Origin of the sequence: Pseudoduganella rivuli (genome assembly GCF_009674485.1) — a bacterium.
GTDB lineage: Bacteria > Pseudomonadota > Gammaproteobacteria > Burkholderiales > Burkholderiaceae_D > Rugamonas > Rugamonas rivuli_B.
This window is the reverse complement of sequence record NZ_WKJJ01000001.1, coordinates 598,756-622,270: the sequence shown is the minus strand read 5'-3', so window position 1 is coordinate 622,270 and position 23,515 is coordinate 598,756. Positions and strand designations below refer to the sequence as shown.

Sequence of the window (23,515 nt, the reverse complement as noted above, 5' to 3'; positions counted from 1 at the left end):
TCATCTTGCCATGTCGAAATGTGCGGTGTTATCGACGTGATGAGCAGCGTATAGCACGCACTTGCAATAAGCTCGGGCTCATATAACCAGCGCTGGCATTGAACTGGGGACACATACTCAGGTGCGCACACGTGGCCTCTACCATGACCGCGAAAAGTAGCAATGCCACAGTCTCTTTCGGGTGGTCCACTGTCCTTGGTGGTGAAATGATTTTGCATGTCACGCAACATGCGCGAGGCGTCGAATGCACACCGAGAAATTTGATGAGGCAAAGGACCTGTTTCTATCCGTGCTCAACGGTTCGACCATAAAAAAGACCGCAGCTTGTTTCGGACTCGCTGAAATCGTGGTCGACAAGCGCATCAAGTCGCTGGCCCGAACACTGCAAAGCGTTGTTGGCGTAGTTGGGGTCGACGAATGGGTAACACCAACGATACCGCTCCTCCGTCAGGAAAAGGAAGCATATCTCGAAGCGTTAGCACATTACGTTCCGCCTTGTAACGGTAGCCACCAAGTAGGCGCAGTCATATCGTCCGAACAGCTCAATATGCTGTTACGCAAGATTGAGGAATACAGTCCGCAGTCAAACCGCGATGCAGCGCTATTGCTGACCTTGTTCGCAACCGGGGCGAGGCCCATCGAAATTGCTCGCCTTGAAATTCGTGACTATCTCACCGAATGTGGCAACGTTAGGGAAGAATCCGTTTTACGGCCCGAAGCGGCAGTCAACGAGCGATCCCGGCCCTTGTACTTTTGCAGCAGCAAAGCAAATGCTGCAATTGACGCATACTTGGCCGAACGGGTCGCAAACAGCTTTGGAACGACCACAGATAGCGCCTTTCGTGGACTGGCCGCTGATTCACGCCTGTTCCTTTCGGTCGACGGCGGCCCCCTTAAGATCATTGCCAAGACAGAGAAAGGTCAGCACCAGTTCCTGTGCAGAGAGATCCATGAGATCTACCGCCGGATATTTAACTATGCCGGTGTCGAAGGACTGACGGCAATGAGCGCGCGGCGTGCGGTGGCAACTAAACTACGCGCGCGAGGCGCCGCAATGGCGGAAATCGGATCGCTGCTAGGTCTGAGCGATCCGGCGTCAATCCGGCATCTCCTGAGGCGATTCGACCCGCAACTGAAAGTGGCGGTGCGCGATCTCGTGTAACCGGAGAAAGCATGGACACTTTTGGCTATCTCATTCGGGGCCGACGCTACAGCACAAGCGATCCCTGCCTGCAGCAGATACTGGCGCAGGTGTATGACACGCCGGAGCGCCCCCGCTGCATGTGCGTGGCCGATGGCGTGGAGATGTACATTGCGAAGCACCGCTTCTACGTGATCAAACGTATGCCGGGAACCGGCGCATTGCATCACCCGACATGTGAATCCTTTGAGCCAGATGCCAGTCAGTCCGGGCTGGCGCTGCTGGGCGACGCCGTGATCGAACATGGCCCCGGCGAGGTTGAACTGCGCGTCGACTTCGCCATGGCGCGTGCACCAGGCCGGCCGGTACCGCATGGTGAGCCAGGCGTTTTGGCCGAAGTCAATGCACCGAAGTGCAGGATGTCCTTACGTGCACTGGCACAGTACCTGTTCCACCGTGCGGGATTTAATCGCTGGACCCCGGCCATGGCCGGCAAGCGACATCAGGGCGTGATTGAGAAATACCTGATGGGCGCGGCATGCGAAATCCGCTTGAAAGGGGCCTCGCTGGCGGACCGCCTCTATGTGCCGGAGCCGTTCAACGACCAGGCCAAAGCAGCAATTGCGGAGCGTCGCCGCGAGAAGCTTGCCGCACTGTGCAAGTCCGACGAATGCGGCGGCTATAACATGGCGTTGATCATCGGTGAATTCAAAAGCGCGGAGGTCAGCGCAATCGGCGTGCGGCTCTGGATCAAGCACATGCCGGACATGCCGTTGCTGCTGGACGCAAAGACCTGGAATAGGTTCACCAAGAACTTTGGCTGGATGCTGGAATTACGCAGTGCGCGACCGGAAGCTCAGTTGCGGGTGCTGTTCGCAGGCGTGGTCTATGCCCGCCAAGAGCACACGTTTCACATTGACACGGCTACGCTGATGCTGGCCAGCGCAAACTGGGTACCACTGGATGGCGCGCACGAAATCGACGTCGTGCAGCGCCTGACGCTTGACGCGCGCCGCTTTATCAAGCCGCTGCGCTTCGACGCCAATTCCGGGGTTGCGCTGCCGAACTTCCTGCTGCTAGATACAGGTCCAGTACCGACAGCGCTGCACATTGCCAGTGACTTCATGGGCAAGGAAGAGCGCAAGGCAAAAGAAAAGTGTATTGCAGCAGGTGGCGATGCAGACTGGTCCTGGCTTTCAGGTACACCCATGCCACCATTCCCGCCTTCGGTCTTTCGGCCGGTCCAGCCATGTAGCATTTGATGGAACCACGCAAATAGAGAACTGTTCTTCGTCGAGAGGGGCACTTGAAGGAGGAGAAAGGCGCGAGATCCTGACTATGCGATCAGTCACGCATAAATAAGGAGGCCATCATGAAAAACGGCATCGCAGTAGTGAAAGACACCCGCGCACCGGCTGCAACCATCTTGGGGCGCCAGAGCGCACGCATCCCGACTGCTGGCAAAATCCGCTCCGGTATCAAGGTACTGACCCGTAGGGCGCAGGAAAACGCGCGCGCGCGGGAAATATATGAAGCCGGTGTCGCTGCCGGGCAAAGCTTCGACGACATCGAACGCACGCTGGCGAAAGCACTGCCAGACCTTCAGTATCCGATGGTGCCGAAAAATGTCCCTTACTTTACAGTCCGCTCGGCAGACTTTCCCAACCCTGCAACTGCGCAGGCAATCCTGGACCTTTATGGAGAAGACCGCGGCGACGGTGTCCGGCGCTTGTACCGGTTCCCCGTCATTTTTCCGGCAGATGCCTGGCAAGCTGTAATGCCGCATCAATTGGTCACCTGGGGTGCCAACGAAAGGAAGTACTGGAGCGAATACGCACCGGATGGCAAAGTCCGACTGTGCAAGTGCTACGCGCCCGTGCCAATAGACCGCACAGCAAGTCGACCAGTGCGTATCTTCGGTGGGCGCAAGACCCAGTTGCGGGCGGAGAACAACGGCATGTGCGACCCGGAGAACTGCCCGGAATTTCAGGCACGTAAATGCAATCTGTCTGGCCGCTTCCTGTTCTATATTCCCGGGGTTAAGTCCTCCGATGCGTTTGAGCTCCGTACCAACAGTATGTATTCGATGATGCGCGCGATCGAAAAATTCGAGACCTTGGCGTTTATGCGGGGCGGTCGGATTTCAGGCTTTCTGGATGAAAAGCGTACACCGTTCTATATCACGAAGGTGGAGCGGGAAATTCCGCACGTCGGGGACGATGGACGAACTGTTCGCAGCATGGCGTGGCTCATCGAACTGGAGGCACCGATCGACGTGGCTGCGCTCCTGAATGTCAGTGATGCGGAAGTCATTCCCGAGTCGGAGGTCATTCCCTTGCCAGCACCGGAAGGCGACGTTTCGTCTCTGGCTCCGGGTATAAGGGATGGCAGCGACAGCGCGCCGATGGCTTCCGCACGCAATGACGTCAGCCAGAACGCTAACCGAAAGGGCTGGCAGCGCTCTACGAGTGCGTCACAAGCAACCGCTGACGCCAGCAGGGATGGCGGGGATGACTCGCATGTCGCAGACATCTTTGCCGTAGCAGACGCATTTGGCGTGGATAAGGACCGCTTCGAGGCCTACGCGGCGAAGAAATGGGGCGCCGGCTGGATTCGGAATGCCGGCGGCCGTGTGCGTGTGCTGAATTCGCTGGAAGGGTTTGGCGATGATCCTGAGGCGTTGCATGCGGAAATTGATCGCGTGTTGGGCCCGGTTGCTGATTTGGATAACCAGTAACCTGACCGCAGTGGCTGGAGTGGGAGCTGAGGTAGTCGCAATGGATTGGTCGTTGGTTCCGCTTGCGCACGATGCTGACGGGTACTACCATAACGCTGCTCATCAGCCATTTGGCTGCCAGCCTTAAGGAACCTTATTTATGGAAACCCCGAATATCAAAGCCAATGGCCCTGCGTATGAAAAAGGGGAACATCGTTACGGTGTTCCGCTCGACTATGTCGCGGATAAACTGAGCAATGCCATTCTGGCCCTGAACGCGCTGGCAAGCGCTCGGCCCGAGCTGGCGAGTGAACTGCACCAGGCGATGCACTACCAGTTGGTCGCCTTCCTAGGGCTGAACAATATGCTAGGCGCTGCAAATGATCGGGAGCTTCCTGTTCGGATTTTGCGAGGCACGCACGAGGATGCGGAACGGTGGATTCAACTTGTGCTGGAACAAGGCGACGTAATGGGCGTGCATCAAGCGAATTGATGGATTGACGCGCATCCGCCAATGACCGTGGCCGGTCACTGGCGGATGCTTCAGGCGGGGAACATTGTGCCGTGACTATGCTGCGCGCCCACGCGCGTAGCGCCAGGTCAGCGCAATAGCTCCGAGTACTGCTGCAATGTCGCAGCCGATAATAATAATGGTCAAGGACATACCGATCCTCCATTGGTGCTTCGATTCATTGTAGGTCCCGGAAGCGAAGTGGCAAGGCAGTTATTTTCCGCCGTCCGCATCCAGTTGCGAGCGGCGTTCAGCATCCGCTCTGCCGTTCCGTATGGCGGGGCGGTTTGGTTCCTCAATGCATAGCACAATGGTTTGACAAACCCTGCAGACAAGGAATAGCGCCAATGCCATCAGTGCGGTGACACGAGGATTGGCACCGAACGAGCCCAGCACTGCGCTGATGAACGACCCTGTTTCAAGGCGCTTCAGCGTGTCGAGTACTGCACGCTGGGCCTTTTTATTAAAGGTGAGCTTGGCCATGGCCGTCACCCCGGAGAATGCAGGTGCGGGCAAATGGACGCAGGCATTGCGGTTGCTCGCGCCACGACTTTAAGCACCGGTCGTCATGGCAGTCGCAGGTGAGCATCTGCGCGCACAGCGCCGCGTCGTTCTGGCCCCGATACCATGCTCCGAGAAGCTCACGTTCGTCATGAAACATCCTCGGGGGCTGATACAGGCCAGCACCAGCTTCGCGAAAGCCAAGGAGGTAGGAATCCGACAGGATGACTCCCATACTACGATCGGCCAGCTCCGGATCGGATATCCGATCAACGCGTGCCAAAGCCAGCGCGACCCGTATGTCAAGGCCGCGTATGCATTCAGTCTGTTCCATGATTTTTCTCCCGGCGCAGTGTGCCGGTAAGGGCAGGTTTGGGCTGAACAGGCGAGGCGACGCTGGTGTCCACCGCGTCGACGCCGCCATGCCTGAAGCAAATGTCCCTGGCAGAACAGAGGACACCGGTGTGCAGGTCGCAGAAGCCATAGCAAATCAGGTTAGTCCGGATATATTCGGTACCATCGTGTGCGCAGAGCCGGCAACCTGGGGGAAGCCTGCCGAGTTGAGTAATGAGGTGGGAAATGGCTTGAGCCAGCGGAGTATGTGCGCCGGGCGGAAGTTCCATGATGTTGTGACGGTGACGGTTCATGATCGCCTCCAAATAAAAAATGAAATGTGCGTGATGCTGTTTCCACTGGCCGCGTCAGGCGCTTCTTCTGCTAACTTGTGACCAACCGAATTTGACTGCGGTGGTATCCCAGCAGGTTCATACAGAAGTGGAGGGCAGCGTGGGCTGCCAATGGTTATGCTCAGGTGTGGAAAACAGATCAGATTGACGCCGCAGGAAGTCGAATTGCTCGCTAACCTGACCGGCTTTGAACCGGTAGGAATCGAGCAGATCGACGACCTGTGGGAATTTGCTGAGCGGTGCAAGCGTTATTACTGGGGCGACTCGAAAGACGCTGTACGCCTGCATGGGCTGATTGACGATCAAATAGAGGAGTTGCTGACCCAATCCTCCGGGCATCATGCGGACTTCGCATGACTATCGGTGGACGCCTTGGCTTGCGCCGACGTTTGTGACTGCCGTTGGTACAAGTTGCGTGGCAACGTGGCGGCAGAACCTTCTTGCGGACACGCTTCCAGAGCGACGTCTCTGCCGAAGTGTAATGCCCGACGTAGGCCGACCCCAATTCGGAATACTATATGTGCCGGTAATACGAAGAGACAGCGCATGGCCAAGCGCAGAATATACGCCATCCGTTTGACCCGGGCCTGGCGCTCCTTGTGAAGCCTTAGCGATTGCCTGCAGCGAAGATAAAGCCCCAGATGTTTTGCCTTGATATGCGCGTCTGAATTCAAGAGCTGCAGCAGCTCTGCCGCCAGTACGGGGTCATTGGCCTGTCCGTAAATACGGACCCAGATTTTCGCTTCCTCGCGCTCCAGAGTGGTGCGGACCGGATAAGTGCTTCTTCCGGTGCCCGACTGCCTCCCGTTCGCTTTTCGAGCTTTGGCAGGTGGTCCAGCAAGGATCCCCTCCGAGATGAGTTCTTCGTGGATTGCCGGGAGTTCCGGGTCAACTGTTTCAGCGCCCTGATGTTGCAGTTTGCTGTTCATGATCTGGGCTCCGTGAAATGCCTGGCTCCTGGCCGCCACGTGAGTAAATGGCGGCGGGCATACAGCGCGACGGCTGCCAACCATCGTTGGAATCTGCCGGTGTACTTCACTGGCGCCGGTGAAAATGCACTAGGCCGCAATAAAGCGCACAAACGCACTTCCGATGCTGCGCGCGAATGAATTTCGGTACCGCCTATCAAGCAACGGCAGGTGGTGGGGGTAGCACTACGGTTTTGTGTTCTGGGAAGCATCATGATCTCCTTGTGCAAGCGGAGACACAGCTATCCCTGGCGGGATACGATGTGCTCCCGCGTATAAGGCCGTAAACGGCCGGGGTGGTCTGTTGTCAAAAGAAAAGGCCCACGATTCAAAAGCGAAACGGGGCCTACTAATGGCTTGTTCAGCAAAGCTGTCCAATCCATTTTCATCGGTGTAGCTGCAATCCGATGTCGATGGCTGACCGCGGTCAGTCAGATGAGGCAGTCGCGAAAGCGACAACGTCGGAATAACTTCCGACCATTCCAGAAGGCGGGTAACGACCGCAACGCCAATGGCTCAGAGAACCACCAGATCTCTTGTGGTTTGCGATAAACCACGGAGAGAGCAATGTGAGAGCGATTCCCACAAATAGCACGTTCAGTGTTGCACGTGGAAGGTATGTTCGCAACCCTGTTCGCTGGCCCCTGCCGGAAACCCCCATCCGTTGGTGTACTTTTCGGCATGGCCGACTAAACAGCCTACTCAGCCTACCTTGCCTGACCGTGCCGGGGCGCGTGTTGCATGCTCAATGGGGGCCGTATTTACATGGGCGTTTGAGCGCAAATTGCGCTTCTGATCGAACAAATGTGTTGCCCGATAGGGATCGCGCAAGTCTCGAATACGGCACTGAAGGAATGGCAGTACGGGTATTGCAAACAGCATCAGCAGCCCCCCCATCAACGCGGCAATGAATGTTCTTGCGTTGGGCCATGGTTTGCAAAATTCAAGCGCGAACGCCAGTCCCAGTATGAACAGCGCCAATTGCAGCCATCTGGACCAGCCGGGTAGTCTCGCGGCCTCGATCTCCATCAACGTTGCCCTGACTTCGAACTGCTCGGCCTGCGAATCGATGTTCAGCTGGTACATATCCGCCACAATGGGACTGGTGACGTCATGGTAACGCGGCCGATTCAATTCGCAGATGAATCTTGCTGGTTCGGGATAATCCTCGGGCCAATGCGTTTCGACACTGATCCCGTAGGCATTGAGCAGCCTGGTGGACAAGTGAAGCATCTGCACGCGCTCGACAAATCGCCCATCGAGTACAGCAAGGTCGGCGTCGGGCAAGCTGAATATTCTGATGCGATCCGCAGCTGGATAGGATTCCTCCGAAACCAAGGCTGGAATGTGTGGGATTGCAAGTTCCCGAAAGAGCGCAACGCGGTTTTTTGCCTCGTGCGCGGCGACGATTCCCAGCGGTACGATGAAAAAGTATCGCGGACATTCCGTCTTCGCATGTTCGGGAGATGAAGCCGCAAACGCGTCATAGGTCGTCTGGATGGCTTTGGCGCGCTTTGTTTCGTTAAGATGTTCAGGCCGCCAGCGCCAGCTGTCGCCAATCACCATATTTGTTGGAACGAGCGCTTTGTAGCGGCGGACCCGAGTGGATGCGGGCCTGCAATACTTGAAAAACGGCAGCAGGGTGCTGATGAAGTCGAATGGCGCTATTGTTTGATTGGGGTAATCTGTCGGGTAACACTGTGCGACGATCCGAGCTCCGGCGGCACTCCGGCTCAACCGGTCCAACTCATTTTTAATGTCTACGAACTCCAATGCCGCTGCACTGACTTGGGGAGAGCATTCCGTACGAAGGACGGCAATGCCGTCCATGTTGGCCTCTTGCATTCTGTTCTCCTGTTTGAGCACGGTTTTCTCATTAGGTCTCATTTTAGCCTGCAGTCTATTCGAGAAATGTGATCGTGGCCAAGACGCTACTTGCGCGAATGCTGCCGTTGCTTCGCTAAGCGCCGGGTTGCTCAGAACGTCCCGCGCGATACGATGAACCTCTACTTCATCAAGGGAGGACATATGGGCTTGTTCACAGAAATCTATCCGCTTTGCCGGGAAATGCACCTGACGCTGCTGATATCGGCAAACACGGCCAATGGCACGTTGACCATCAGTGTCATGCCACGCGCTAAAGCAGGTGCCAAGCTCGACGCATTCAAAGACCTGACCATGACCAGTACACCGGACGAATTCGACGCAGGCTTTCTGCAAGCGTTTACAGGCTACCGGGACACGCTACTCCCACTCATGGCACAAGCGGAAGCTGCCAAGGCGGCGTTGACTCAGACATTGGAAACCAAGCCTGTGGCCAAGCCAAAGCAGCTTCCGCGAGAGTCCGCGCCGGTACCTGTCCAAGGGAGTAAATCACCGGCGGTGAGCAAGCTTACCGATGAACCGAAGCAGGCGAACGGCGACCCCGACACCGACTGGATGAAAAATCGCCAGCCCGAACTGTTCTGACTAGGAGAAAACCATGGCCATCGCAATTTCCCCCATCGTCAAGCGTTACCGCTACAACGGCGTCGATTTGCCGACACCGCCCGGCATGAGTGAAGCAGACGTGCGCGCGCTACACAGTGCGCGCTTTCCGGAGTTACTGAATGCTGAAGTCGTCGCGGAAGAGCCGGTTGACGGCAGACAGGAAATTACATTCCGCCGCGCAGTCGGCACCAAAGGGTGACGGAGCAATGATGAACCGCACCGCGTTCGCAACCATACTTGCAGCGCAGGCAGATGGTCGGTTTTCGGCCAACGAAGCCCATATCGAGCGAGCGCTGCGCCATCGGAGGATCGCATTATGCGCGCATGCATGGAGCAAACTTTGCAACGCCGGTCTGCAGGCGGCCCCCAACGCGGAGCGCTGCGCGCGCCAAAGCTGGCCGGCCAGTCATCTGCCGCCGGCGGTGTGACGCAGCCCACACTGGCGCATATTGGGCCGGACATCCCCGTAAGAATTTCATCGTCACAAGGACTGCGCAATGCGGCGTACCTTGCGCAATGGCTGCTTGCGGCACAGGTGTTGCCGGTGCCGCGCCATAGCGTGGCCCCCGGGGATTTGGCCGCATATTGCCAGTCGTCGCTACTGCGCTGGATGCATCAGCGAACTGGGGAGCTGCGCTGCTTGACGCCTTGCTTTGACATGCAACTGCTGACCTATGAGGAAATGCCTCCCATGCTGAATGCGCCGGTGAACGCGGTGCAGCGTGTTCTACCCGCTGGTGTCAAGCTGACGTGGTGCATGTCGGACGTGGCTCATTGGGGTATCGGTTGCGGGCTCGATTACCTCGAACATACAGTCCCAATGCTCGGGACGACCATACTGGAAACGCTGGAACGCAAGGGCTTGCAAGTCTGTCCGCTGTTCTCGCCGCAGGTCGTGATGGATGAAGCATGTGGCTTGTATTGGCTGGGCGAGGAGGACGAGACGATGTACCTGGAGGAGGAATGCGGCGATGATGAAGCTGCAAAGGAGGCGATGCGCCAAAACATGGTGACGCGTGCCGACATCGATGCGGCCTTTCCAGCATGGACGCTGGCGCTGGACAAACCCTGCCTGTCCTTGCGCGCGCTGGCGAGCCTACGCCAACATGCTTGCCCCTACGTTCGTAAAGCGGGAGTGCTGGTGCTGGCGCTGCGCAAGCTGGCCACGACCGGGCAGTACATGCCTGAATGGGAGGCTCCATTCATTGGATACGGCGCGGTGCTGTGCTGGCATGACGGCGATCTGGCTGTACGGGTCTCCGACGACTGCGCCCAAATGGCGTGGCAGGGAGACAGCAGCGACACTGTCGGCGAAGTGGTTTTTCCGCTTGCAGCACCAACTGCCTTGCGGAGATGGATGGAAAATATGCGCCCCAATCTGCGCGCCATCGGTTTGATCGACCGCTTGCTATGGCACCTGACGGAGCGAGAATAGACAGGTCAACCATCGAAGGAGGTCACTATGACTACTTCCCGCCTGCATCTCGATTTGCGCGAAAGCGCTGCACTGACGCTCACCAGCGCCATACTGATCTACCATGCCAATAATGGTCGGGAGTGCGGGGCCTACGCCAGCATCCATTCCATCGCCATGGAAGGCGGCCAACCATATCTCATGGCGGGCAAACCGCTGATGCCACGCGCCGCGCTGAGCTTGGCAAGGGCGCTGTCTCCAACCACGCAGACGAATGGCTTCCTTCCCGCCAATGTGCTCTATGCGCAAGCTGACCTTCTGATGTGGTGGCAGCCAGCCTGCCGCCGCCATATCGCATTCCAATGCAGTGCCGACACGCTGGGCGTGCGAGGCGGTGTCGTGCCACATCCAGCGCTGTTGTTTTGCGCAGGACGGCATGGCTGGCGGGTGTGGGCTCTAAGCGACGATGTCCGTCCGACTCCAGAAACGGCGTTATATCAGGCACCGTACTTCAACGTTAATCGGGAAGGGCAGGTTTGTACTGGCACGGCAGCCGTTCCAAGAGGTATTGCCATCGAACAGATCGACGAGTGGGAAGACGTATTCTTTCGTTCGCAGTTCACCCATCCCAGCGCACCAAAGTTGGTCTCCCACCGGCGTGGCGCATTTGCCTTTTGGCGTGCCATGCTGAATGGCCGCTACAAGACCTTCCCGCAGCACTTGTTGGTGCCGCTGAAACGCACGTTGGGAGAGCAGGTGCTGCACATGGCCCAGGTGCTGGCTGCCTCGGAGAGGAGGCCATAGCATGACGCATCCCACGCATACCGTTGATGCTGCACTGCTGCAGCGTCGCGTGCACATACATCTGGCCGGCGTCGGTGGAAACGGAGCGCAAATGGCAGCCTGTCTCGCGCGGCTCGATATCGCCATGCGCGCACTGGGCCATCCATATGGTTTGATGGTACAGGCTTTCGATCCTGATAAGGTGAACGAGGCCAACCTCGGCCGCCAGCTCTTTAGTCAGTCCGACGTCGGCTTACACAAATCGCTGATCACCATTACACGCTTGAACTTGTTTTATGGTTTGGATTGGGAAGCTTGGCCATGCCGCATTGAGCAGCATTGGCAACAGCGCATGACGGGAGGTTATCTGGCGGACGTGCTGATCAGCTGTGTCGATACACGGGCGGCACGGCGTACCATGCACGAATACCTATTTGCCGGAAACCGGTACCGTTATTGGCTGGACCTCGGCAACAGGTCGCATGACGGTCAGGTCGTGTTGGGGCAACCGGGTAAAGAACATGGCGCAACGCGATTGCCATGCGTCACGGAACTTTACCCGGAACTGCTGGATGTCTCGGCTGACGAGGATGCACGGCCTTCGTGTTCGGCACGGATGTCGTTGGAAGCACAAGGCTTGTTCACCAACGACATCGTGGTCCGCTATGGCGTCCAGCTGTTGTTTGAGTTACTTTCAACAGGGGGCCTTTGCCAACATGGCGTGGTGTGCAATCTGGCCAGCAAGCGTAGCGCCCCGATTTGCGCAGCGGTTGATGGCTCTTCCGCTAACTAGATGTTTTGCGCAGGCAGCCATACTCCAGTACGTGGTTCAGTACCAGTCGCGTCAGCCGGTCACCACTGACAAGATATATTTTTCCCGCAGCGAGGTAATCGTACACGGATGCGCCGCTACGTCCGGTGTGAACGAATAGCCCGCCACTATACGACTGGCGGCGCACCGCATCGCAGAATTCGCGGACATGGGCGGCGCAAACATGGCTTCGGTAGCGCTTGATCTGGATCGCACACAGTCCCCAGGTCGGCAACCACGCCGCTCCATCGATGCCACCATCCCCGGAGTAACGGCGGCTGCGCAGCACGAATAGTCCTGCATCCTCCAGTGCTGACAACACGACTTCTTCAAATACGGCCGGCTCCACCTGGCGTAGATAAGCAAGGCAGCGCGCGGCCATGCCAGGTTCGGAAAAACTGCGGACCGCTCGCAGTACCTTGCGCGACGTACGGATGTTTTGATGATGCCTATCCCTTCCCACAAGTCGTACGGTGTTGACCAATCTGGAAATCATCTTGAGCATGAACCTTCCGATCCGGCTATTCCAGAAATGGTCTGATGGTGCTGGCGTGTGTGTTGTATCTTGCAGATAGGCTCTTTTCTTAAGTGCAGGTACGGTATCGGCACCGTGTTGTGGGCCATCAGACCGTACTATGCGGTATGTTTTGTGCTTCATCATGTTGATGTCTCTTGATGGTCCGATGCAACTTGTTTGGGCGTGTTCGGCGAACCGAGGTACGCATTGACAATTTGACGTCTCCCATGACCTAGTTGATTTGCAACTTCGAGGTACGCAGCCTTCAACGTGTCCGGGTCCGAGCAGGGGTCGCCGCCGCGTACCGGAGCCGGGATGGAAGCGATTTCGAAATACAGATCGCCTGCGAATTCATGGCGTAGACCGTGGGGCGTCACGCCCAACTCCTTTTTTGTGATACCGGCACTGCGGACGACATTGCTAAACAGGTCCAGCGACTGCTTCAGCGTCAGTCCAGGTCGTCCCAGATGCGAGTGCGGGAATCGCGCGACGGTGCGTGCAACGGCTAAGGCTTTGACCTGCTCTGGCGTTCGGATTGCTGCGAAGCGAAGGCGTCCACCCTTTGTACCGCGCTTGATGCGCAGGAAGCTGATGTACCGGTCCAGGACTGCGCAACTGGCGGGGAGAGCATAGGCTGGTACTTCGGCGGCGTGCGGACGGAACATGATGGCCTCCTTGCGCCGCAGGCCGAATGCGATCATCATTTGCAGCTGGACCGCCACATATTCGTCGAGCTTTGCCACAGCATCGATGGTCGTGTTGATATCCACGCCGTTTCCACTCCATCCTTTGTCTTTCGTGACGGTATAGGTTCGGCGTACGGTGGCTGGATTCTTGGTGTATTTCTCGGCGTCCAATACCATGCCCGGTTTGCCAATCCATCCGGCGAAGACGCGGAGAAAGCTTAGTTGCTGTTGAATGTATGCGGCACTGTACGGTGCGCTTCGGAGAGAAGCATTTCGGCCGCCTGACAGCGCGATGGATGGGGATGGCGGTTCCGCCGTCCAGTATCTCACCAATGCGCCAATGTGCTGGTTCCTCAAGTTGTATGGTGAAGGTTCGTATCCCAGGGAGCGGAGCAGTGCAAAAGAACGGAATAGTCCTTTTCCCCGCGCCTCCATTGTGCTGTGTGACACGACTTTTGCGCGAACGGCATGTTGCCCGTTATGCCGCTTCAGAATGGTGTCGAGCTGTGCCTTCCAATCGCTGTTGCTGGACATGGTGCGCCTTTCAGTACACCGCGCTTTCATGGTCGCGGCATGTCAGTTGACTTGTGACACGCGAAGGTCGCCTGTCACCCGGCATCGATGTCAGGCTGTTAGTGCCGCGCTGATGCCGCCTGTAGCACAGCGCCGGTTGGATAGGGTTTCTCGCAGGGCGAGTGGTATCTTAAAAATGCTCCAGCCAAATACCCCCGTGATTTCTCCGGCAGGTATTCCCCCACTTTGAAAGCGGGCAGTGTGGCGTGACGCCACGCTGGCCCCCGGCTTGACCGGGCCAAAACTGGATTTGAATGTTGAGTCCTTCTCGCCGCTATCCTCGGCTCTACCACCAAGCCGTCGGACGATCCCATGCTGAACGACATACTCGACGCCTTTAAGGCGACGCGGCATACCGCCATCGGAATCCGATGATCACAAGGGTGAAGGACTTCTCTGAAGGAATGCCGCCAATACTTGACTTGTCGGCATATGCAATCGGTCTGGCCTTTTGCAGATATTGGCCATCGCGGTCTGGCCGGCGGTGGCGAGTCCGGAATGCGTTCCGGAGAAGGTGCTGTTCGCTGCCTCGTGGGCTAGCGATCTGGATTTCGTCCAAGCCGAAATCGAATCAGGTCCGCGCTCAATGGCGGCGAACCGGCTGCTGATGGTGGCGCTGCTCAATGCGGCGTGGTTGCTTGTGCAAACCAATCCAAGGGCAGGTAACGACTGCGACGGCCGCATTTTGGATGCGATATCCATGGAGGCGGCTCCAGACAGCGGATTCAGGTTAGGAAGGATTTCAGCGAAAGTCAAGGCGGCTTGATTCACTTGAAATTTGTAGCTTATGGCGAATTTACTTAGTAGGCCGGTGGCCGCGCCAGCGCCCCCTTGACAGGCCACCGGTGTGGTGTACCTCTGTTTGTTGATCGTGGGAGGCGTGTCTAGGCCGAGGATGTGGGAAGCCACCAAGTCGTTGAATTCCAGCGCGGACCCGGCACGAGCGCTGCGGCCGGCTACCGTCGGCAAGCGCGCCGCTGTGCTGGAAATACACCCCACTGGTTCCGCAAGCGCGGTGTATCCGGGCCCGAATGCGAAATCAGCCAGGAGCAGGTGCTTTTTTGGGGAGCCGGATCGCTGGACTTCCAATAATCTGGTGTTCATCACGGAGACAGGAGATGCAATGGAACAGATCGTTCGTGCCGTCGACGTCGGTCGAGGCAACACCAAATTCGTTGTGACCTGTAAGGATGGTATTCCGAAGTGCGAGATGTTTCCGTCCGAAGCCCATCCCACAGAAACGCAGCACCTGCAAGAGGGGTGGGGCGCGAAACGTAGAACCATCGGCATTCCTGTCGGCGATTTGATTTATGAGGTGGGTCCGGATGTACATTTGGCGGCCGACGTGTTCAACGCCAACGTCTTGCAGCACGACCGTTACTGCGAGACCGACGAATACCTGGCGTTGCTGCTGGGTGCCTTGTACTACATGAATGTCGAGCGTATCGACTTGCTGATCATCGGTGTGCCGGTAGCGAGCTTCAAATTGAAAAAGCTGGTTAGCCTAGTCGAGAAACGCGTCGAGGGAGAACACGCGCTTGCTGCCGGCCGGCGCATTCGCATTGCCAAGGCGCGGGTGATCGCGCAGCCTTCCGGCGCGCTGATGTCATATGGCCTGGCGCATAACCGGCTTGCAGAAATCCGCAAGGAGCGCAGCCTGATCGTTGACCCTGGACGCAGAACGTTTGACTGGCTGGTTACGCAAGGCATGCACCAGGTGGAGAAGCGCAGCAATTCTGTCAATCGCGGCATGTTCGATGTGCTGCAGTCGATTGCCGATGGCATCGGGCGGGCGACGAACTCCCAGTTCCGCGATTATGACCTGATCGACACGGCACTGCGCACCAGGAAGAATCCGGTCATTTTTCAAAAGGAGTACGACATCAGCCAGCACTTACCGCTGGCACGTAAGATCCCGGAGCAGGCGGTGGCCGAGATGATGCACTACGTCGGAGACGCCGGCGATATCAGGAACATTATCCTTGTGGGCGGTGGCGCATTCTTCTTTAAGCCAGCCCTTAAGACAGCATTTCCGCAGCATGCGATTCTGGAACTGCGGGAGCCACTATATGCAAACGTCAAAGGCTTTCAATATGCGGGCCTTGACTTGGCGAAATCGCTTACGGGAGCTGCACCGCAGTCAGGGGCTGTGCTGGATGCCATTGCTGAAGGGGATGCACGATGAGTACCACAATGCGTATCAGCCTGGAACTGGAACGCGCAGATAACCCGCGTTTATTTGACGAACTTGCCAGATTTCCCAAGGGACCAAGGAGGGTGAACCGCTTGCGGACATTGGCCTATGACGGGTTCATTGGCCAATTTGCGCTGGTGCCGCACGCCCCGGAGGCGGCTTCCCACGATGGCCAGCAACCGTGTATGGGTAATTCCGGCAACGTCGGCGACCGGGCCATGGCCGCCCTTGAGCTTTTTGAACCTGCGATTGAAAGTGGCGGCCAATAAAATGAAGAAAACTAAACAGGTCACGGCCTCGGACCTCGCAGAAATGGGGTTCTGTGAAAAGCGGGTGCTGCTCCAGGCCCGGTATGGCAAGCGGACCTCATTGGAACGCCGCCATGCGCAGCAACGCGGTCTGGAGGCACACGCGGCGTTTCATCTTGATGGCGTCAGAACCATTGCCGGAGTCACGGCCAGTGGTAGCAAGCCATGGTGCTTCATCGCCACAGCGGTGTATGGCGGCAAAGCTCCCGAAACCAGTGTGTTGCGCCAATTCCGGGACCAGGTGTTGCGGCGCACGGTTGTTGGACGCCAGATCATTGTCCGTTACTACCAGGTCTCCCCGGTGATCGCGGATTGGCTAGATCGCCATCCACTGGCTGCGCGGGTTACGCGTGTGGTGCTCCGCCCAGTAATCGGACTTGCGTCGCTGGCGCTGCAACGGCAGCGGGTGAAACGCATCGCCACTTTACGCGGAGGAACGCCATGAGCTGGTTTGCTTGGCTGCTGCTTGTTGCGGGCGTTGCGATAGGCGGTGTATGGCTTAGCGTGTTGCTCAGCATGTGGTCGGAGAAAAAATGGATTCCGCCGGAGCTTCGACATGGCCGGCTGGTCTATTCGGAAAAACCATTTTCGATTCAGCGTCCTGTGCGGTTAAGTGTACGGGTCGACCGCGCTTACCAGGTTGGAGATCATATTCAGCTGGTTGAACTGAAGGTACGCGACGGACATCGTCTGTTCATGTCGGATGTGATTGAAATGTCGGCACAACGCCTTGTGGTCGAGAAGACTACCGGGATGAAGGTCAGCGATTTCGGTATTTTCTTGCTGCAGCGGCCGGCCGGCGGCAGGCGTACCGTAAAAAAGGTGTGGCTGCTGGATCAGCGAACGGTCCTGGGGCTTGCGCTCCGGCGGGAAGAAATTCTGCGTGGCAGCGTACTCCCGACGCATGCGAGCTCGATCGGCACGTGCCGTTCGTGCCTATACCAGCGAGAATGTAATGGCACCTTCAAGATTTAGTATCCATCGGGTGTACGCGCATGAGGTTACGATTACGCGCACGCTGCACACAGTGGGCAATGCCTGTGCGCGTCGATCCGGGCGAGCATAAGGTTTAGAGGGTTCGCTTTATCGTTCGTCATCACCTCGAAATGTAATCGGCCGGCACCGATCCTCGAACCGGTAGCGTGATCGACAAGGTCAGGACTGTCATCTTCAAGGAGGGTTGCGACAGGGTTCCCATTTCGGAGTGAAATGCTATGTGTCCGGAACGCGTGTTCGCGGAGACCGCAATCCGGCACGACGTTTGCAAATATGACCATGAACGCAATGTGTGCAAACGATAAGATGCCGTCGAAGGGGGCGTCATTAACAGTATCATTTCTGTCGGCGCGAATGTTGTACTGGCGTAAGCTTGCGCCATCAATGGAAAATGCTGGGGGGTAAGTGGCATGTCAAGGTTGCCGCCAACAACGATAACGGTCTCCTCATCTCCCTGATTGGCTGCGACGAATCTTGATACCATGGTTCCCAGACTGTCGCTGGTCAAAAATATCTGGGCCGTACCGCGATATAAGTGCTCGAAGCCCTTTTCGTATAGGGTCGGCGGTACAACTTCGAAGTAGCCGCCACAGGAAGCTGCTGACATCATCGAGCCGGTCCCCCAGTCATCTTTGTAGTCTTGTGTCAGTATGGCTGCGGCATTCAACGCATTGCCCAGCAAAGCATTTATCGACCCCGTTGAGATGCCGGGATACCGCCGAAGGATGTCAAGTCCATGGCTAGCTCCAGTGCCTATTGCCAATACATATCCGTACCCCGGAATATCGCCCTGATGCACTGTTCCATCAGCAAAAAGTTCGATTTCCCCTGTAGCTGAGGTGATCACCAAAAAGGAAAAGTCACACTGAGTATGGGTTTCACGAAATTCCCTTGCATGTAAGTGCGTAGCATTGTCATAGCACTGGGACGCCGTAACACAAGAGCGTAAGTGGTCGAACAACTTTTGCGCAGACCCGATCGTACCTGAATACAGGAATAGACTTCGGTCAGGAAGCAGCCAGAATTTGCGACCAAGCCCGACGGGCCGGTAGCCTTGCCCTGGCCGTGCATCCGGATCGTTCAGTAACGGTGTGGGAATACCTGGGGCGGTATTGTCACGCCGGGAAACCAGAGAGTCTGCAACAATGAGAGGATGATAATCGGCATACAATACGGCGACAAAGGTCATCAAAGCTCCGGTATGTAAATGGCTTTGCCGAGCTTACATCATCGATTGATTTGATTTCAATACCTGCGGCCATTTCTTTTATCGCAACGTCAAAGCCTGTGCCTTGATGCCAAAGACAGACTGCTGATACAGCAAATTGGCCGCACCGCCAAGCACAGACATCATGTCCCGATGCGGCCCCAGGTTGTAAGCCTTGATGCCATCCCCGAGCGTCAGATTGTCGATGGTACCGACCGCATCCACCAGCCCCAATTCTTTCGCATCCTGGCCGCTCCAGACTTCGCCGGTGCTGAAGTCCACTCCGGGCTTCAGCTTCCCGGCCCGCTGATGGTGGAGTTCTTCTATGAAGGTATAGCCAATCCGATTCACCAGTTCCTGGGCTTTGGCATCAGCGTCATGTGTGACTGGTGTAAAAGGATTCAGGAAAGCTTTTAGCTTCCCCGATGAGTAGACGCGCTGCGTGATGCCGACTTTCGACATGGCTTGATCCAATTGCCAGGGGGCGATGATGGCCCCAATGGAGCCGACCAGGCTGTACTTGCCGGCGACGATGGTGTCGGCGTGCAGCGCGATCATGTATGCGGCAGAAGCGCCAACATTGTTGATCACTGCGGTCACGCGTTTGGGATGGCGGGCGCGAAGAGATGCGATCGCACTGTTGATACGTTCGGATTCGACTGGTGCGCCGCCAGGGCTATCGATGGCAAGTACCACCTGGGTAACGTTGTCGCTTTCAAATGCCATTTCGAGAGCAGGGATGACCTTGTCGGCCGAAGCGTTGGTTCCTGGCGCAATTTCGCCGTCGATGTGCACCACGCCTGCAACTTTGCCTAATGGGCCAAGGCGCAGGCCCAACGTGCTGGCAAGCAGGACCGCGCCGAACAGCGCCGGAAGTACGAATAGCACGAACCGCAGCCCCATGCGCCAGCGTCGTTCAGCGCGACGATCGGCGGCAAATTGTTTTCGGTCTTGCTCCAGTGATATGCGTTGCGCGCTGAGTTCAGCAATGAGCTGGGATAGCTGCTCAGTGCCCCCAATGCCGGGCGACGATGAACTATTTCGTCGAGCCGCAAAGTTCCGTGTAAATCGCATGCTGACCTCCTCGCATCGTACGTGTTCCTTTGATTAGTCTCGACAAGCGCCGCCGCCTACTCCAAGAATGAAGGGCCCGAACCTGGGCCTCTCGGAACACTTGGGCAGTGTCGGTGTCTTATCGTCTGGCGGTACGCCGCTCTGTCTGGATGGCGCACCTTCCGCGATCATGGCCTCAGTGCTTTTATCGCTTTCAGCGTTGGTAAGCCACGCCGTGGCCGTTCTTAATTTTACAATCGTGCACTTCACCTGAAATGCGTGGGGTTGCTCCGACGTTGCAAGCACCTCACGTTTAATATTCGCTGCGCCGCAGAGTAGCGTGGCGACGTCCCGAAAATAGTTCTCGTCCATTTGCGTTCCGAAGTCGGAATGCATGATTAATTCCTGGCCATCCCTGCATGACTTGCTAATGAAGCGCAAAGCGAGGCGGACAAAAATTTTGTCGATCTGCTGAGTATTTCCATCAACGAAAGTGATGCGACCAAGCCGGTAGGTCGTCATCGTTCCCAGATCGCAAACCGAGTCGTCTGTCGGGCGCCCGTTAAGTGAAACCGCAACGGCATTTCCCAGGCTGATCAACATGAAAAGCATAGTCAAAATTTGTTTCATGATGCATTCCTCCTGCTTGCTTGAATTAGGCCCTACTGCGCCATAAGATGAAGATCTGCCTGTTGCTTTGCCAGGGGGATCTCATGAATACATTTAGACAGATGGCGGTGGTTGCAGTTCTCGGTTTTATCGTTGGCGGAGCGTTCCTGGTCCAGGATGGACTGCTGGCCATGGTGCTTGCTGGGTCGATCGGCGCTGCCATCATGTTGCTCATCTACTGTCTCTGCCTTGTCGTTGCCAGTCACTGCCGGCTTAGCTTCATAGTGACCTTGTTGGATAGCGGACTTGATGCTGAAGAACGCCGGCATGTCGAAGTCACACTAACCAATGACTATCGCTGAAATCTGACGCTATTTGTCTGACTTCCCTCTGAGTTTGTTGATGAAGCTGCGGACCGTATCGCTCACTGGGTCGCGTGTATTTTCCATATTCTCTTTGACCCGCCCTGCCAAAGAGCGTCCCTCGGCAGCATTAGGTTTTCCGTCGGCGCCTTTTTGTAATCCGGCCTTGGCATCGAACCCTTGTTCTCGCGCGGCCACCTCGTTCTTGATCTTTTCCGCTTGTCGTTCGACGTCCTTGCGTGTTTCGCCGAATGCGGGCGTTCGTGACGTTGGTGTACCGATTTTATGGTTGTCGCTGCGATCCGCGGGTATTGCTGAAGGGTTTGCTACAGGGACTGAATGCGTGCTTTTCTCTGCGGGTGGACGATGCGCGTGGGCACTCCTGTTCTTCCCTTCAGTCGCTGGCATCGGATGTACTGATGTTGCGTCTGATTTTTTCTCTGTAGGTGGAACCGGATCGCTCGGCTTGTCATTCCCCAGTTTGTTACTCGCAGGTGTGAGTTTTGGAGACTGTAAGTTTTCTCGATGGCGGGCTCGTACATCATCGAAAGAGAAGGGCAGATTGGAGCCTGGGGCCGTCGCCGGCGTGGGAAATATTGCCCGGCTACCGACCAAGCTTTCGTATAAGCGCTGCATTGCAGCGCTGCCATTTCGCATGGCGCCAACGGTTGCTTCAAACTCCCGCACATTCTGCGGATCCTTGAGCGTATCGGCTGAAATCGACTCTCCCGTCGAATGGGTTGCCATTAGCCGTTCAGCGAACTCAAGTTGGTCACGTAAATTCGCTTCGGCGTGTTCAGCGCGTGAAACGGCAGTTGCAATCCTTTTGCTGAACTCCTTGCCAGTACGTGTGTCGAACATCAGCGATTCAACAGCTCGTTTATCCCGGCTCACGGTATCCGAAAAATCTTTGAACTTGGCCGTGTCTTCAGTGGAAAGGGCGGAAAGTACTTTTTCATCCTGGGTTCTGATCCCGGCGGAATGCGCCGTTTCAGCGTTGATCGTGCCTTGCATACCGCCGGATAGAGGAAATAAAGTTCCCAGTACCGAGGAACCGCCGAAGTTCAAGCCAACATGTGCTGACCCTCCCAATGCAATTTTTGTGACTTGGTCCACGCTGACGCCAGTTATATCCGAAATGCGTTTCGCGATTTGCTTCAGCTCGTTGACCCGCGTACCAAGGCTCTCGCTGCTGCTTGACCCGGAGCTGCTGGTATTTCCTGAACCCGTAACGGTCCCGGAGGATTTGCTGATCACGTTTGCTATTGCAGAACTGCGTTCGGTGTTTGCCGCTCTTGCTTCGGTTAGTGCCGCTGTAACAGCCTGCTGTGCGGCCAGGACATGCTGCGTCCCTGACCCGGCAGAGGTAGATCGCGATACAGGTCCCTCGCTGGCAAACGCTTTCATTACAGCGCGTCCTGAATTCACATTTTCCGTATAGGTATGGCCCGAAACATCGTTTTGCTGGCTGCGGAAGAACGGCGAGTTCCGGACCGGCGACAACGTCATCTGGTCCATGCTGATATTGCCGAAACTGGTGTTGCCGAGTGCTGTCCCACTCGATGAAGCGGAAACTGCCGATTGCAGCGTATTCACGCTGCCGGCAAGGATGGTGCCTAGATTTTCCATTCGCTTTAAGGCAGCCCACGCGATGAACGGGATAAATATCGTCAAATTACCAACGACAGCTTCTGACGAGATTGCGTTCGAATAGATTGCCGATGCCGTGGTCAGGGACAGCGCTTTCAGGCCGCCCCCGACATCCGCTGCCGCGGCAAGTTCTTTTGCTGCGTAGTGGGTCGCAAGGTAGTTCATCGTTGCATAAAGCATTGGCCATAGCTGTAGCCAAATTAGGACGGCTGCATATCCTTTGATCGCTGTCATGGTGTCCTTCCCACTAGTAAGGAAGAGCAACAGAATGAAGATGGGAAAGATCGCGTATGCGACTGCCTCAATCACATTACGGATGACAGGCAGGCCCTGTTCCGCAGTTTTACCGGAGTTGATCCAGATTGCATTGGTTTGGGCGGTGGCCTGTGCTCGGCCGACCGCCAGCATCATGGCTGGCGCATCGTTTATCTTTTGCCCGATTATCAGACTGGCGTCATTGATCGCGTTGATCATGGCGTTTTGACGGATCAGGTCAGCGGCACTGGCTGCGGCATCAGCGATGCGGTTCTTGATATAGGTCTGCTCGATCTGTCCGGCTATGACTGAACCGACGACGCTAGCTGGTAACGTCGGATTCAGTTGTAGTGCAAGACTGCCCTGAATTCGAGTCAATTGCACGGGCATGACGCGGTCAAGCGCTCGATAGGCATCGGGGCAGGGCAATATCTCCGATGCTCCTGACGCATTCGTCATCGGCGTAAATCGCGCGGGGTTGGGCGTGGCCATTAGTTGCCAGACGTTGTCTGTAGTGGCGAAGGTAGCGGGATTTACCGTCCCGTCGGCGAGGTCGTACATGGTGCAGTTGCCGATAAAATTGATGAGGTCCGTGCGGTATGCCGGATCCTGAAAGACAACGCGCGTCGTTTGCCGAATCAGACGGTTGCCGAACATCAGGCCGTTCTTTTGATAGGTTAGCTCCGCCGGCAGGCTCGCAGGGCCCGGAATGCTCTGAAAGGCAGTCTCAAACAGCTCGGTCAGGACATTGCCGACGGAACTGGTCATAGATGCGAGCACGACAAGGCCGAAAGGTACGTTGTCGACGACACGTACGGTGCTTCCGCCAGTCTTGTCGACTACACCAACGGTCAGGCGTGGTACAAGCAGTACTGCGTACACCAGTGTTACCGATGCAATCCACTGCCAGCCCTGCATCTTCTGGGGAGCAATTGCGTACGCCAGGAAGGCGGTGAGACAACCCATTGTAGCTGCAAGGGCTAAGGCGCCGATATAAGTGCCAGCCCCAACGATTGCAGCGATGGCATTGAAGACACCTGCCAGTGTGTCGGCTCCCTGGTAGGAATATATTTCCCACATGGGA

Annotated in this window: 28 protein-coding genes; 17 read left to right on the top strand and 11 right to left on the bottom strand. The window is 56.6% G+C overall.

The window, feature by feature from the left end:
- Positions 1 to 244: 244 nt before the first annotated feature.
- The 4 genes from GJ700_RS02615 to GJ700_RS02600 all read left to right on the top strand — a co-directional run bounded on the left by GJ700_RS02615 (position 245) and on the right by GJ700_RS02600 (position 4,350).
- The gene (locus tag GJ700_RS02615; protein WP_154371075.1) at positions 245 to 1,162 is read left to right on the top strand and encodes a tyrosine-type recombinase/integrase; all 918 of its coding nucleotides are present in this window, start codon (positions 245 to 247) and stop codon (positions 1,160 to 1,162) included.
- 11 nt (positions 1,163 to 1,173) lie between these two features.
- Positions 1,174 to 2,403 carry a DUF1173 family protein gene (locus GJ700_RS02610; protein ID WP_154371074.1) on the top strand — a complete coding sequence of 410 codons (1,230 nt, stop codon included), beginning with the start codon at positions 1,174 to 1,176 and terminating at the stop codon, positions 2,401 to 2,403.
- 110 nt (positions 2,404 to 2,513) lie between these two features.
- The gene (locus GJ700_RS02605; RefSeq protein ID WP_154371073.1) at positions 2,514 to 3,878 is read left to right on the top strand and encodes a recombination directionality factor; all 1,365 of its coding nucleotides are present in this window, start codon (positions 2,514 to 2,516) and stop codon (positions 3,876 to 3,878) included.
- A 139-nt stretch (positions 3,879 to 4,017) separates the two neighbouring features.
- On the top strand, positions 4,018 to 4,350 hold the full coding sequence (locus GJ700_RS02600) for a hypothetical protein (RefSeq protein ID WP_154371072.1): 333 nt from the start codon (positions 4,018 to 4,020) through the stop codon (positions 4,348 to 4,350).
- Between the two features lie 231 nt (positions 4,351 to 4,581).
- Here GJ700_RS02600 and GJ700_RS02595 read toward each other — a convergent pair whose 3' ends face one another.
- From GJ700_RS02595 to GJ700_RS02585, 3 genes are read right to left on the bottom strand one after another with little or no spacing between them, the layout of a single operon-like run.
- Complete coding sequence (locus tag GJ700_RS02595; protein ID WP_154371071.1) at positions 4,582 to 4,851, bottom strand: hypothetical protein; 270 nt, start codon at positions 4,849 to 4,851, stop codon at positions 4,582 to 4,584.
- Positions 4,832 to 5,203 (bottom strand): hypothetical protein, encoded by a 372-nt coding sequence (locus tag GJ700_RS02590; protein WP_154371070.1) that lies wholly within the window; start codon positions 5,201 to 5,203, stop codon positions 4,832 to 4,834. The genes GJ700_RS02595 and GJ700_RS02590 overlap by 20 nt, the downstream gene beginning before the upstream one ends.
- Positions 5,190 to 5,516 carry a hypothetical protein gene (locus tag GJ700_RS02585; RefSeq protein WP_154371069.1) on the bottom strand — a complete coding sequence of 109 codons (327 nt, stop codon included), beginning with the start codon at positions 5,514 to 5,516 and terminating at the stop codon, positions 5,190 to 5,192. Before GJ700_RS02585 ends, GJ700_RS02590 begins: the two co-directional genes overlap by 14 nt.
- A 183-nt stretch (positions 5,517 to 5,699) precedes the next feature.
- Between GJ700_RS02585 and GJ700_RS02580 the strand changes: the two genes are divergently transcribed.
- On the top strand, positions 5,700 to 5,912 hold the full coding sequence (locus tag GJ700_RS02580; protein WP_229506741.1) for a hypothetical protein: 213 nt from the start codon (positions 5,700 to 5,702) through the stop codon (positions 5,910 to 5,912).
- On the opposite strand, the gene GJ700_RS02575 is transcribed toward GJ700_RS02580, so the two are convergent.
- Positions 5,894 to 6,484 (bottom strand): hypothetical protein, encoded by a 591-nt coding sequence (locus tag GJ700_RS02575; RefSeq protein WP_154371068.1) that lies wholly within the window; start codon positions 6,482 to 6,484, stop codon positions 5,894 to 5,896. The genes GJ700_RS02580 and GJ700_RS02575 overlap by 19 nt on opposite strands.
- Before the next feature lie 741 nt (positions 6,485 to 7,225).
- Positions 7,226 to 8,368, bottom strand: coding sequence for a hypothetical protein (locus GJ700_RS02570; protein WP_154371067.1), 1,143 nt, complete (start codon positions 8,366 to 8,368; stop codon positions 7,226 to 7,228).
- Positions 8,369 to 8,521: 153 nt separating this feature from the next.
- On the opposite strand from GJ700_RS02570, the gene GJ700_RS02565 reads away from it, so the two are divergent.
- The 6 genes from GJ700_RS02565 to GJ700_RS02545 are packed head-to-tail and all read left to right on the top strand — an operon-like array spanning position 8,522 to position 12,003.
- A complete protein-coding gene (locus tag GJ700_RS02565) occupies positions 8,522 to 8,992 on the top strand; it encodes a PRTRC system protein E (RefSeq protein ID WP_154371066.1) in 471 nt (156 codons plus the stop codon).
- A gap of 13 nt (positions 8,993 to 9,005) precedes the next feature.
- Positions 9,006 to 9,212, top strand: a complete 207-nt coding sequence (locus GJ700_RS02560; protein ID WP_154371065.1) for a PRTRC system protein C — start codon at positions 9,006 to 9,008, stop codon at positions 9,210 to 9,212.
- A gap of 7 nt (positions 9,213 to 9,219) precedes the next feature.
- Positions 9,220 to 9,441 carry a hypothetical protein gene (locus GJ700_RS34920; RefSeq protein ID WP_195763760.1) on the top strand — a complete coding sequence of 74 codons (222 nt, stop codon included), beginning with the start codon at positions 9,220 to 9,222 and terminating at the stop codon, positions 9,439 to 9,441.
- Positions 9,342 to 10,448 (top strand): PRTRC system protein F, encoded by a 1,107-nt coding sequence (locus GJ700_RS02555; RefSeq protein ID WP_195763757.1) that lies wholly within the window; start codon positions 9,342 to 9,344, stop codon positions 10,446 to 10,448. Before GJ700_RS34920 ends, GJ700_RS02555 begins: the two co-directional genes overlap by 100 nt.
- Before the next feature lie 27 nt (positions 10,449 to 10,475).
- Entirely contained in the window at positions 10,476 to 11,231 is a 756-nt protein-coding gene (locus GJ700_RS02550) for a PRTRC system protein B (RefSeq protein WP_154371063.1), read from the top strand.
- 1 nt (position 11,232) lies between these two features.
- Complete coding sequence (locus GJ700_RS02545) at positions 11,233 to 12,003, top strand: PRTRC system ThiF family protein (protein ID WP_154371062.1); 771 nt, start codon at positions 11,233 to 11,235, stop codon at positions 12,001 to 12,003.
- Here the strand turns inward: GJ700_RS02545 and GJ700_RS02540 are convergent.
- Together GJ700_RS02540 and GJ700_RS02535 are read right to left on the bottom strand one after the other, a co-directional pair.
- Positions 11,996 to 12,526, bottom strand: a complete 531-nt coding sequence (locus GJ700_RS02540) for a restriction endonuclease (protein WP_195763756.1) — start codon at positions 12,524 to 12,526, stop codon at positions 11,996 to 11,998. The two genes, GJ700_RS02545 and GJ700_RS02540, sit on opposite strands and share 8 nt — an antisense overlap.
- A gap of 152 nt (positions 12,527 to 12,678) precedes the next feature.
- Complete coding sequence (locus GJ700_RS02535; protein WP_195763755.1) at positions 12,679 to 13,758, bottom strand: integrase domain-containing protein; 1,080 nt, start codon at positions 13,756 to 13,758, stop codon at positions 12,679 to 12,681.
- A 499-nt stretch (positions 13,759 to 14,257) separates the two neighbouring features.
- Here GJ700_RS02535 and GJ700_RS02530 point away from each other — a divergent pair, with 499 nt between their 5' ends.
- The 5 genes from GJ700_RS02530 to GJ700_RS02510 all read left to right on the top strand — a co-directional run bounded on the left by GJ700_RS02530 (position 14,258) and on the right by GJ700_RS02510 (position 17,274).
- Positions 14,258 to 14,563 carry a hypothetical protein gene (locus GJ700_RS02530; RefSeq protein ID WP_154371059.1) on the top strand — a complete coding sequence of 102 codons (306 nt, stop codon included), beginning with the start codon at positions 14,258 to 14,260 and terminating at the stop codon, positions 14,561 to 14,563.
- Positions 14,564 to 14,920: 357 nt separating this feature from the next.
- On the top strand, positions 14,921 to 15,982 hold the full coding sequence (locus tag GJ700_RS02525; RefSeq protein WP_154371058.1) for a PRTRC system protein D: 1,062 nt from the start codon (positions 14,921 to 14,923) through the stop codon (positions 15,980 to 15,982).
- 8 nt (positions 15,983 to 15,990) lie between these two features.
- Entirely contained in the window at positions 15,991 to 16,260 is a 270-nt protein-coding gene (locus GJ700_RS02520) for a hypothetical protein (RefSeq protein ID WP_154371057.1), read from the top strand.
- The gene (locus tag GJ700_RS02515) at positions 16,220 to 16,744 is read left to right on the top strand and encodes a CFI-box-CTERM domain-containing protein (RefSeq protein WP_195763754.1); all 525 of its coding nucleotides are present in this window, start codon (positions 16,220 to 16,222) and stop codon (positions 16,742 to 16,744) included. Before GJ700_RS02520 ends, GJ700_RS02515 begins: the two co-directional genes overlap by 41 nt.
- Positions 16,741 to 17,274, top strand: coding sequence for a PD-(D/E)XK nuclease family protein (locus tag GJ700_RS02510; RefSeq protein WP_154371055.1), 534 nt, complete (start codon positions 16,741 to 16,743; stop codon positions 17,272 to 17,274). Before GJ700_RS02515 ends, GJ700_RS02510 begins: the two co-directional genes overlap by 4 nt.
- 121 nt (positions 17,275 to 17,395) lie before the next feature.
- On the opposite strand, the gene GJ700_RS02505 is transcribed toward GJ700_RS02510, so the two are convergent.
- The 3 genes from GJ700_RS02505 to GJ700_RS02495 all read right to left on the bottom strand — a co-directional run bounded on the left by GJ700_RS02505 (position 17,396) and on the right by GJ700_RS02495 (position 20,185).
- Complete coding sequence (locus GJ700_RS02505; protein ID WP_154371054.1) at positions 17,396 to 18,484, bottom strand: hypothetical protein; 1,089 nt, start codon at positions 18,482 to 18,484, stop codon at positions 17,396 to 17,398.
- 78 nt (positions 18,485 to 18,562) lie between these two features.
- Entirely contained in the window at positions 18,563 to 19,576 is a 1,014-nt protein-coding gene (locus tag GJ700_RS02500) for a S49 family peptidase (RefSeq protein WP_154371053.1), read from the bottom strand.
- Between the two features lie 33 nt (positions 19,577 to 19,609).
- A complete protein-coding gene (locus GJ700_RS02495) occupies positions 19,610 to 20,185 on the bottom strand; it encodes a hypothetical protein (protein WP_154371052.1) in 576 nt (191 codons plus the stop codon).
- A gap of 47 nt (positions 20,186 to 20,232) precedes the next feature.
- On the opposite strand from GJ700_RS02495, the gene GJ700_RS02490 reads away from it, so the two are divergent.
- On the top strand, positions 20,233 to 20,526 hold the full coding sequence (locus GJ700_RS02490; RefSeq protein WP_154371051.1) for a hypothetical protein: 294 nt from the start codon (positions 20,233 to 20,235) through the stop codon (positions 20,524 to 20,526).
- A 9-nt stretch (positions 20,527 to 20,535) separates the two neighbouring features.
- Here GJ700_RS02490 and GJ700_RS02485 read toward each other — a convergent pair whose 3' ends face one another.
- Positions 20,536 to 23,511: a conjugal transfer protein TraG N-terminal domain-containing protein gene (locus GJ700_RS02485; protein WP_154371050.1), complete on the bottom strand. Its 2,976-nt coding sequence runs from the start codon at positions 23,509 to 23,511 to the stop codon at positions 20,536 to 20,538.
- Positions 23,512 to 23,515: the final 4 nt, after the last annotated feature.

Excerpts from the sequence above, each read along its gene's own strand:
- GJ700_RS02615 (WP_154371075.1), top strand. The coding sequence starts at position 245 with ATGCACACCGAGAAATTTGATGAGGCAAAGGACCTGTTTCTATCCGTG.
- GJ700_RS02610 (WP_154371074.1), top strand. The coding sequence starts at position 1,174 with ATGGACACTTTTGGCTATCTCATTCGGGGCCGACGCTACAGCACAAGC.
- GJ700_RS02605 (WP_154371073.1), top strand. The coding sequence starts at position 2,514 with ATGAAAAACGGCATCGCAGTAGTGAAAGACACCCGCGCACCGGCTGCA.
- GJ700_RS02600 (WP_154371072.1), top strand. The coding sequence starts at position 4,018 with ATGGAAACCCCGAATATCAAAGCCAATGGCCCTGCGTATGAAAAAGGG.
- GJ700_RS02595 (WP_154371071.1), bottom strand. The coding sequence starts at position 4,851 with ATGGCCAAGCTCACCTTTAATAAAAAGGCCCAGCGTGCAGTACTCGAC.
- GJ700_RS02590 (WP_154371070.1), bottom strand. The coding sequence starts at position 5,203 with ATGGAACAGACTGAATGCATACGCGGCCTTGACATACGGGTCGCGCTG.
- GJ700_RS02585 (WP_154371069.1), bottom strand. The coding sequence starts at position 5,516 with ATGAACCGTCACCGTCACAACATCATGGAACTTCCGCCCGGCGCACAT.
- GJ700_RS02575 (WP_154371068.1), bottom strand. The coding sequence starts at position 6,484 with ATGAACAGCAAACTGCAACATCAGGGCGCTGAAACAGTTGACCCGGAA.
- GJ700_RS02570 (WP_154371067.1), bottom strand. The coding sequence starts at position 8,368 with ATGCAAGAGGCCAACATGGACGGCATTGCCGTCCTTCGTACGGAATGC.
- GJ700_RS02565 (WP_154371066.1), top strand. The coding sequence starts at position 8,522 with ATGAACCTCTACTTCATCAAGGGAGGACATATGGGCTTGTTCACAGAA.
- GJ700_RS02560 (WP_154371065.1), top strand. The coding sequence starts at position 9,006 with ATGGCCATCGCAATTTCCCCCATCGTCAAGCGTTACCGCTACAACGGC.
- GJ700_RS34920 (WP_195763760.1), top strand. The coding sequence starts at position 9,220 with ATGATGAACCGCACCGCGTTCGCAACCATACTTGCAGCGCAGGCAGAT.
- GJ700_RS02555 (WP_195763757.1), top strand. The coding sequence starts at position 9,342 with ATGGAGCAAACTTTGCAACGCCGGTCTGCAGGCGGCCCCCAACGCGGA.
- GJ700_RS02550 (WP_154371063.1), top strand. The coding sequence starts at position 10,476 with ATGACTACTTCCCGCCTGCATCTCGATTTGCGCGAAAGCGCTGCACTG.
- GJ700_RS02545 (WP_154371062.1), top strand. The coding sequence starts at position 11,233 with ATGACGCATCCCACGCATACCGTTGATGCTGCACTGCTGCAGCGTCGC.
- GJ700_RS02540 (WP_195763756.1), bottom strand. The coding sequence starts at position 12,526 with ATGCTCAAGATGATTTCCAGATTGGTCAACACCGTACGACTTGTGGGA.
- GJ700_RS02535 (WP_195763755.1), bottom strand. The coding sequence starts at position 13,758 with ATGTCCAGCAACAGCGATTGGAAGGCACAGCTCGACACCATTCTGAAG.
- GJ700_RS02525 (WP_154371058.1), top strand. The coding sequence starts at position 14,921 with ATGGAACAGATCGTTCGTGCCGTCGACGTCGGTCGAGGCAACACCAAA.
- GJ700_RS02520 (WP_154371057.1), top strand. The coding sequence starts at position 15,991 with ATGCGTATCAGCCTGGAACTGGAACGCGCAGATAACCCGCGTTTATTT.
- GJ700_RS02510 (WP_154371055.1), top strand. The coding sequence starts at position 16,741 with ATGAGCTGGTTTGCTTGGCTGCTGCTTGTTGCGGGCGTTGCGATAGGC.
- GJ700_RS02505 (WP_154371054.1), bottom strand. The coding sequence starts at position 18,484 with ATGACCTTTGTCGCCGTATTGTATGCCGATTATCATCCTCTCATTGTT.
- GJ700_RS02500 (WP_154371053.1), bottom strand. The coding sequence starts at position 19,576 with ATGCGATTTACACGGAACTTTGCGGCTCGACGAAATAGTTCATCGTCG.
- GJ700_RS02495 (WP_154371052.1), bottom strand. The coding sequence starts at position 20,185 with ATGAAACAAATTTTGACTATGCTTTTCATGTTGATCAGCCTGGGAAAT.
- GJ700_RS02490 (WP_154371051.1), top strand. The coding sequence starts at position 20,233 with ATGAAGATCTGCCTGTTGCTTTGCCAGGGGGATCTCATGAATACATTT.
- GJ700_RS02485 (WP_154371050.1), bottom strand. The coding sequence starts at position 23,511 with ATGTGGGAAATATATTCCTACCAGGGAGCCGACACACTGGCAGGTGTC.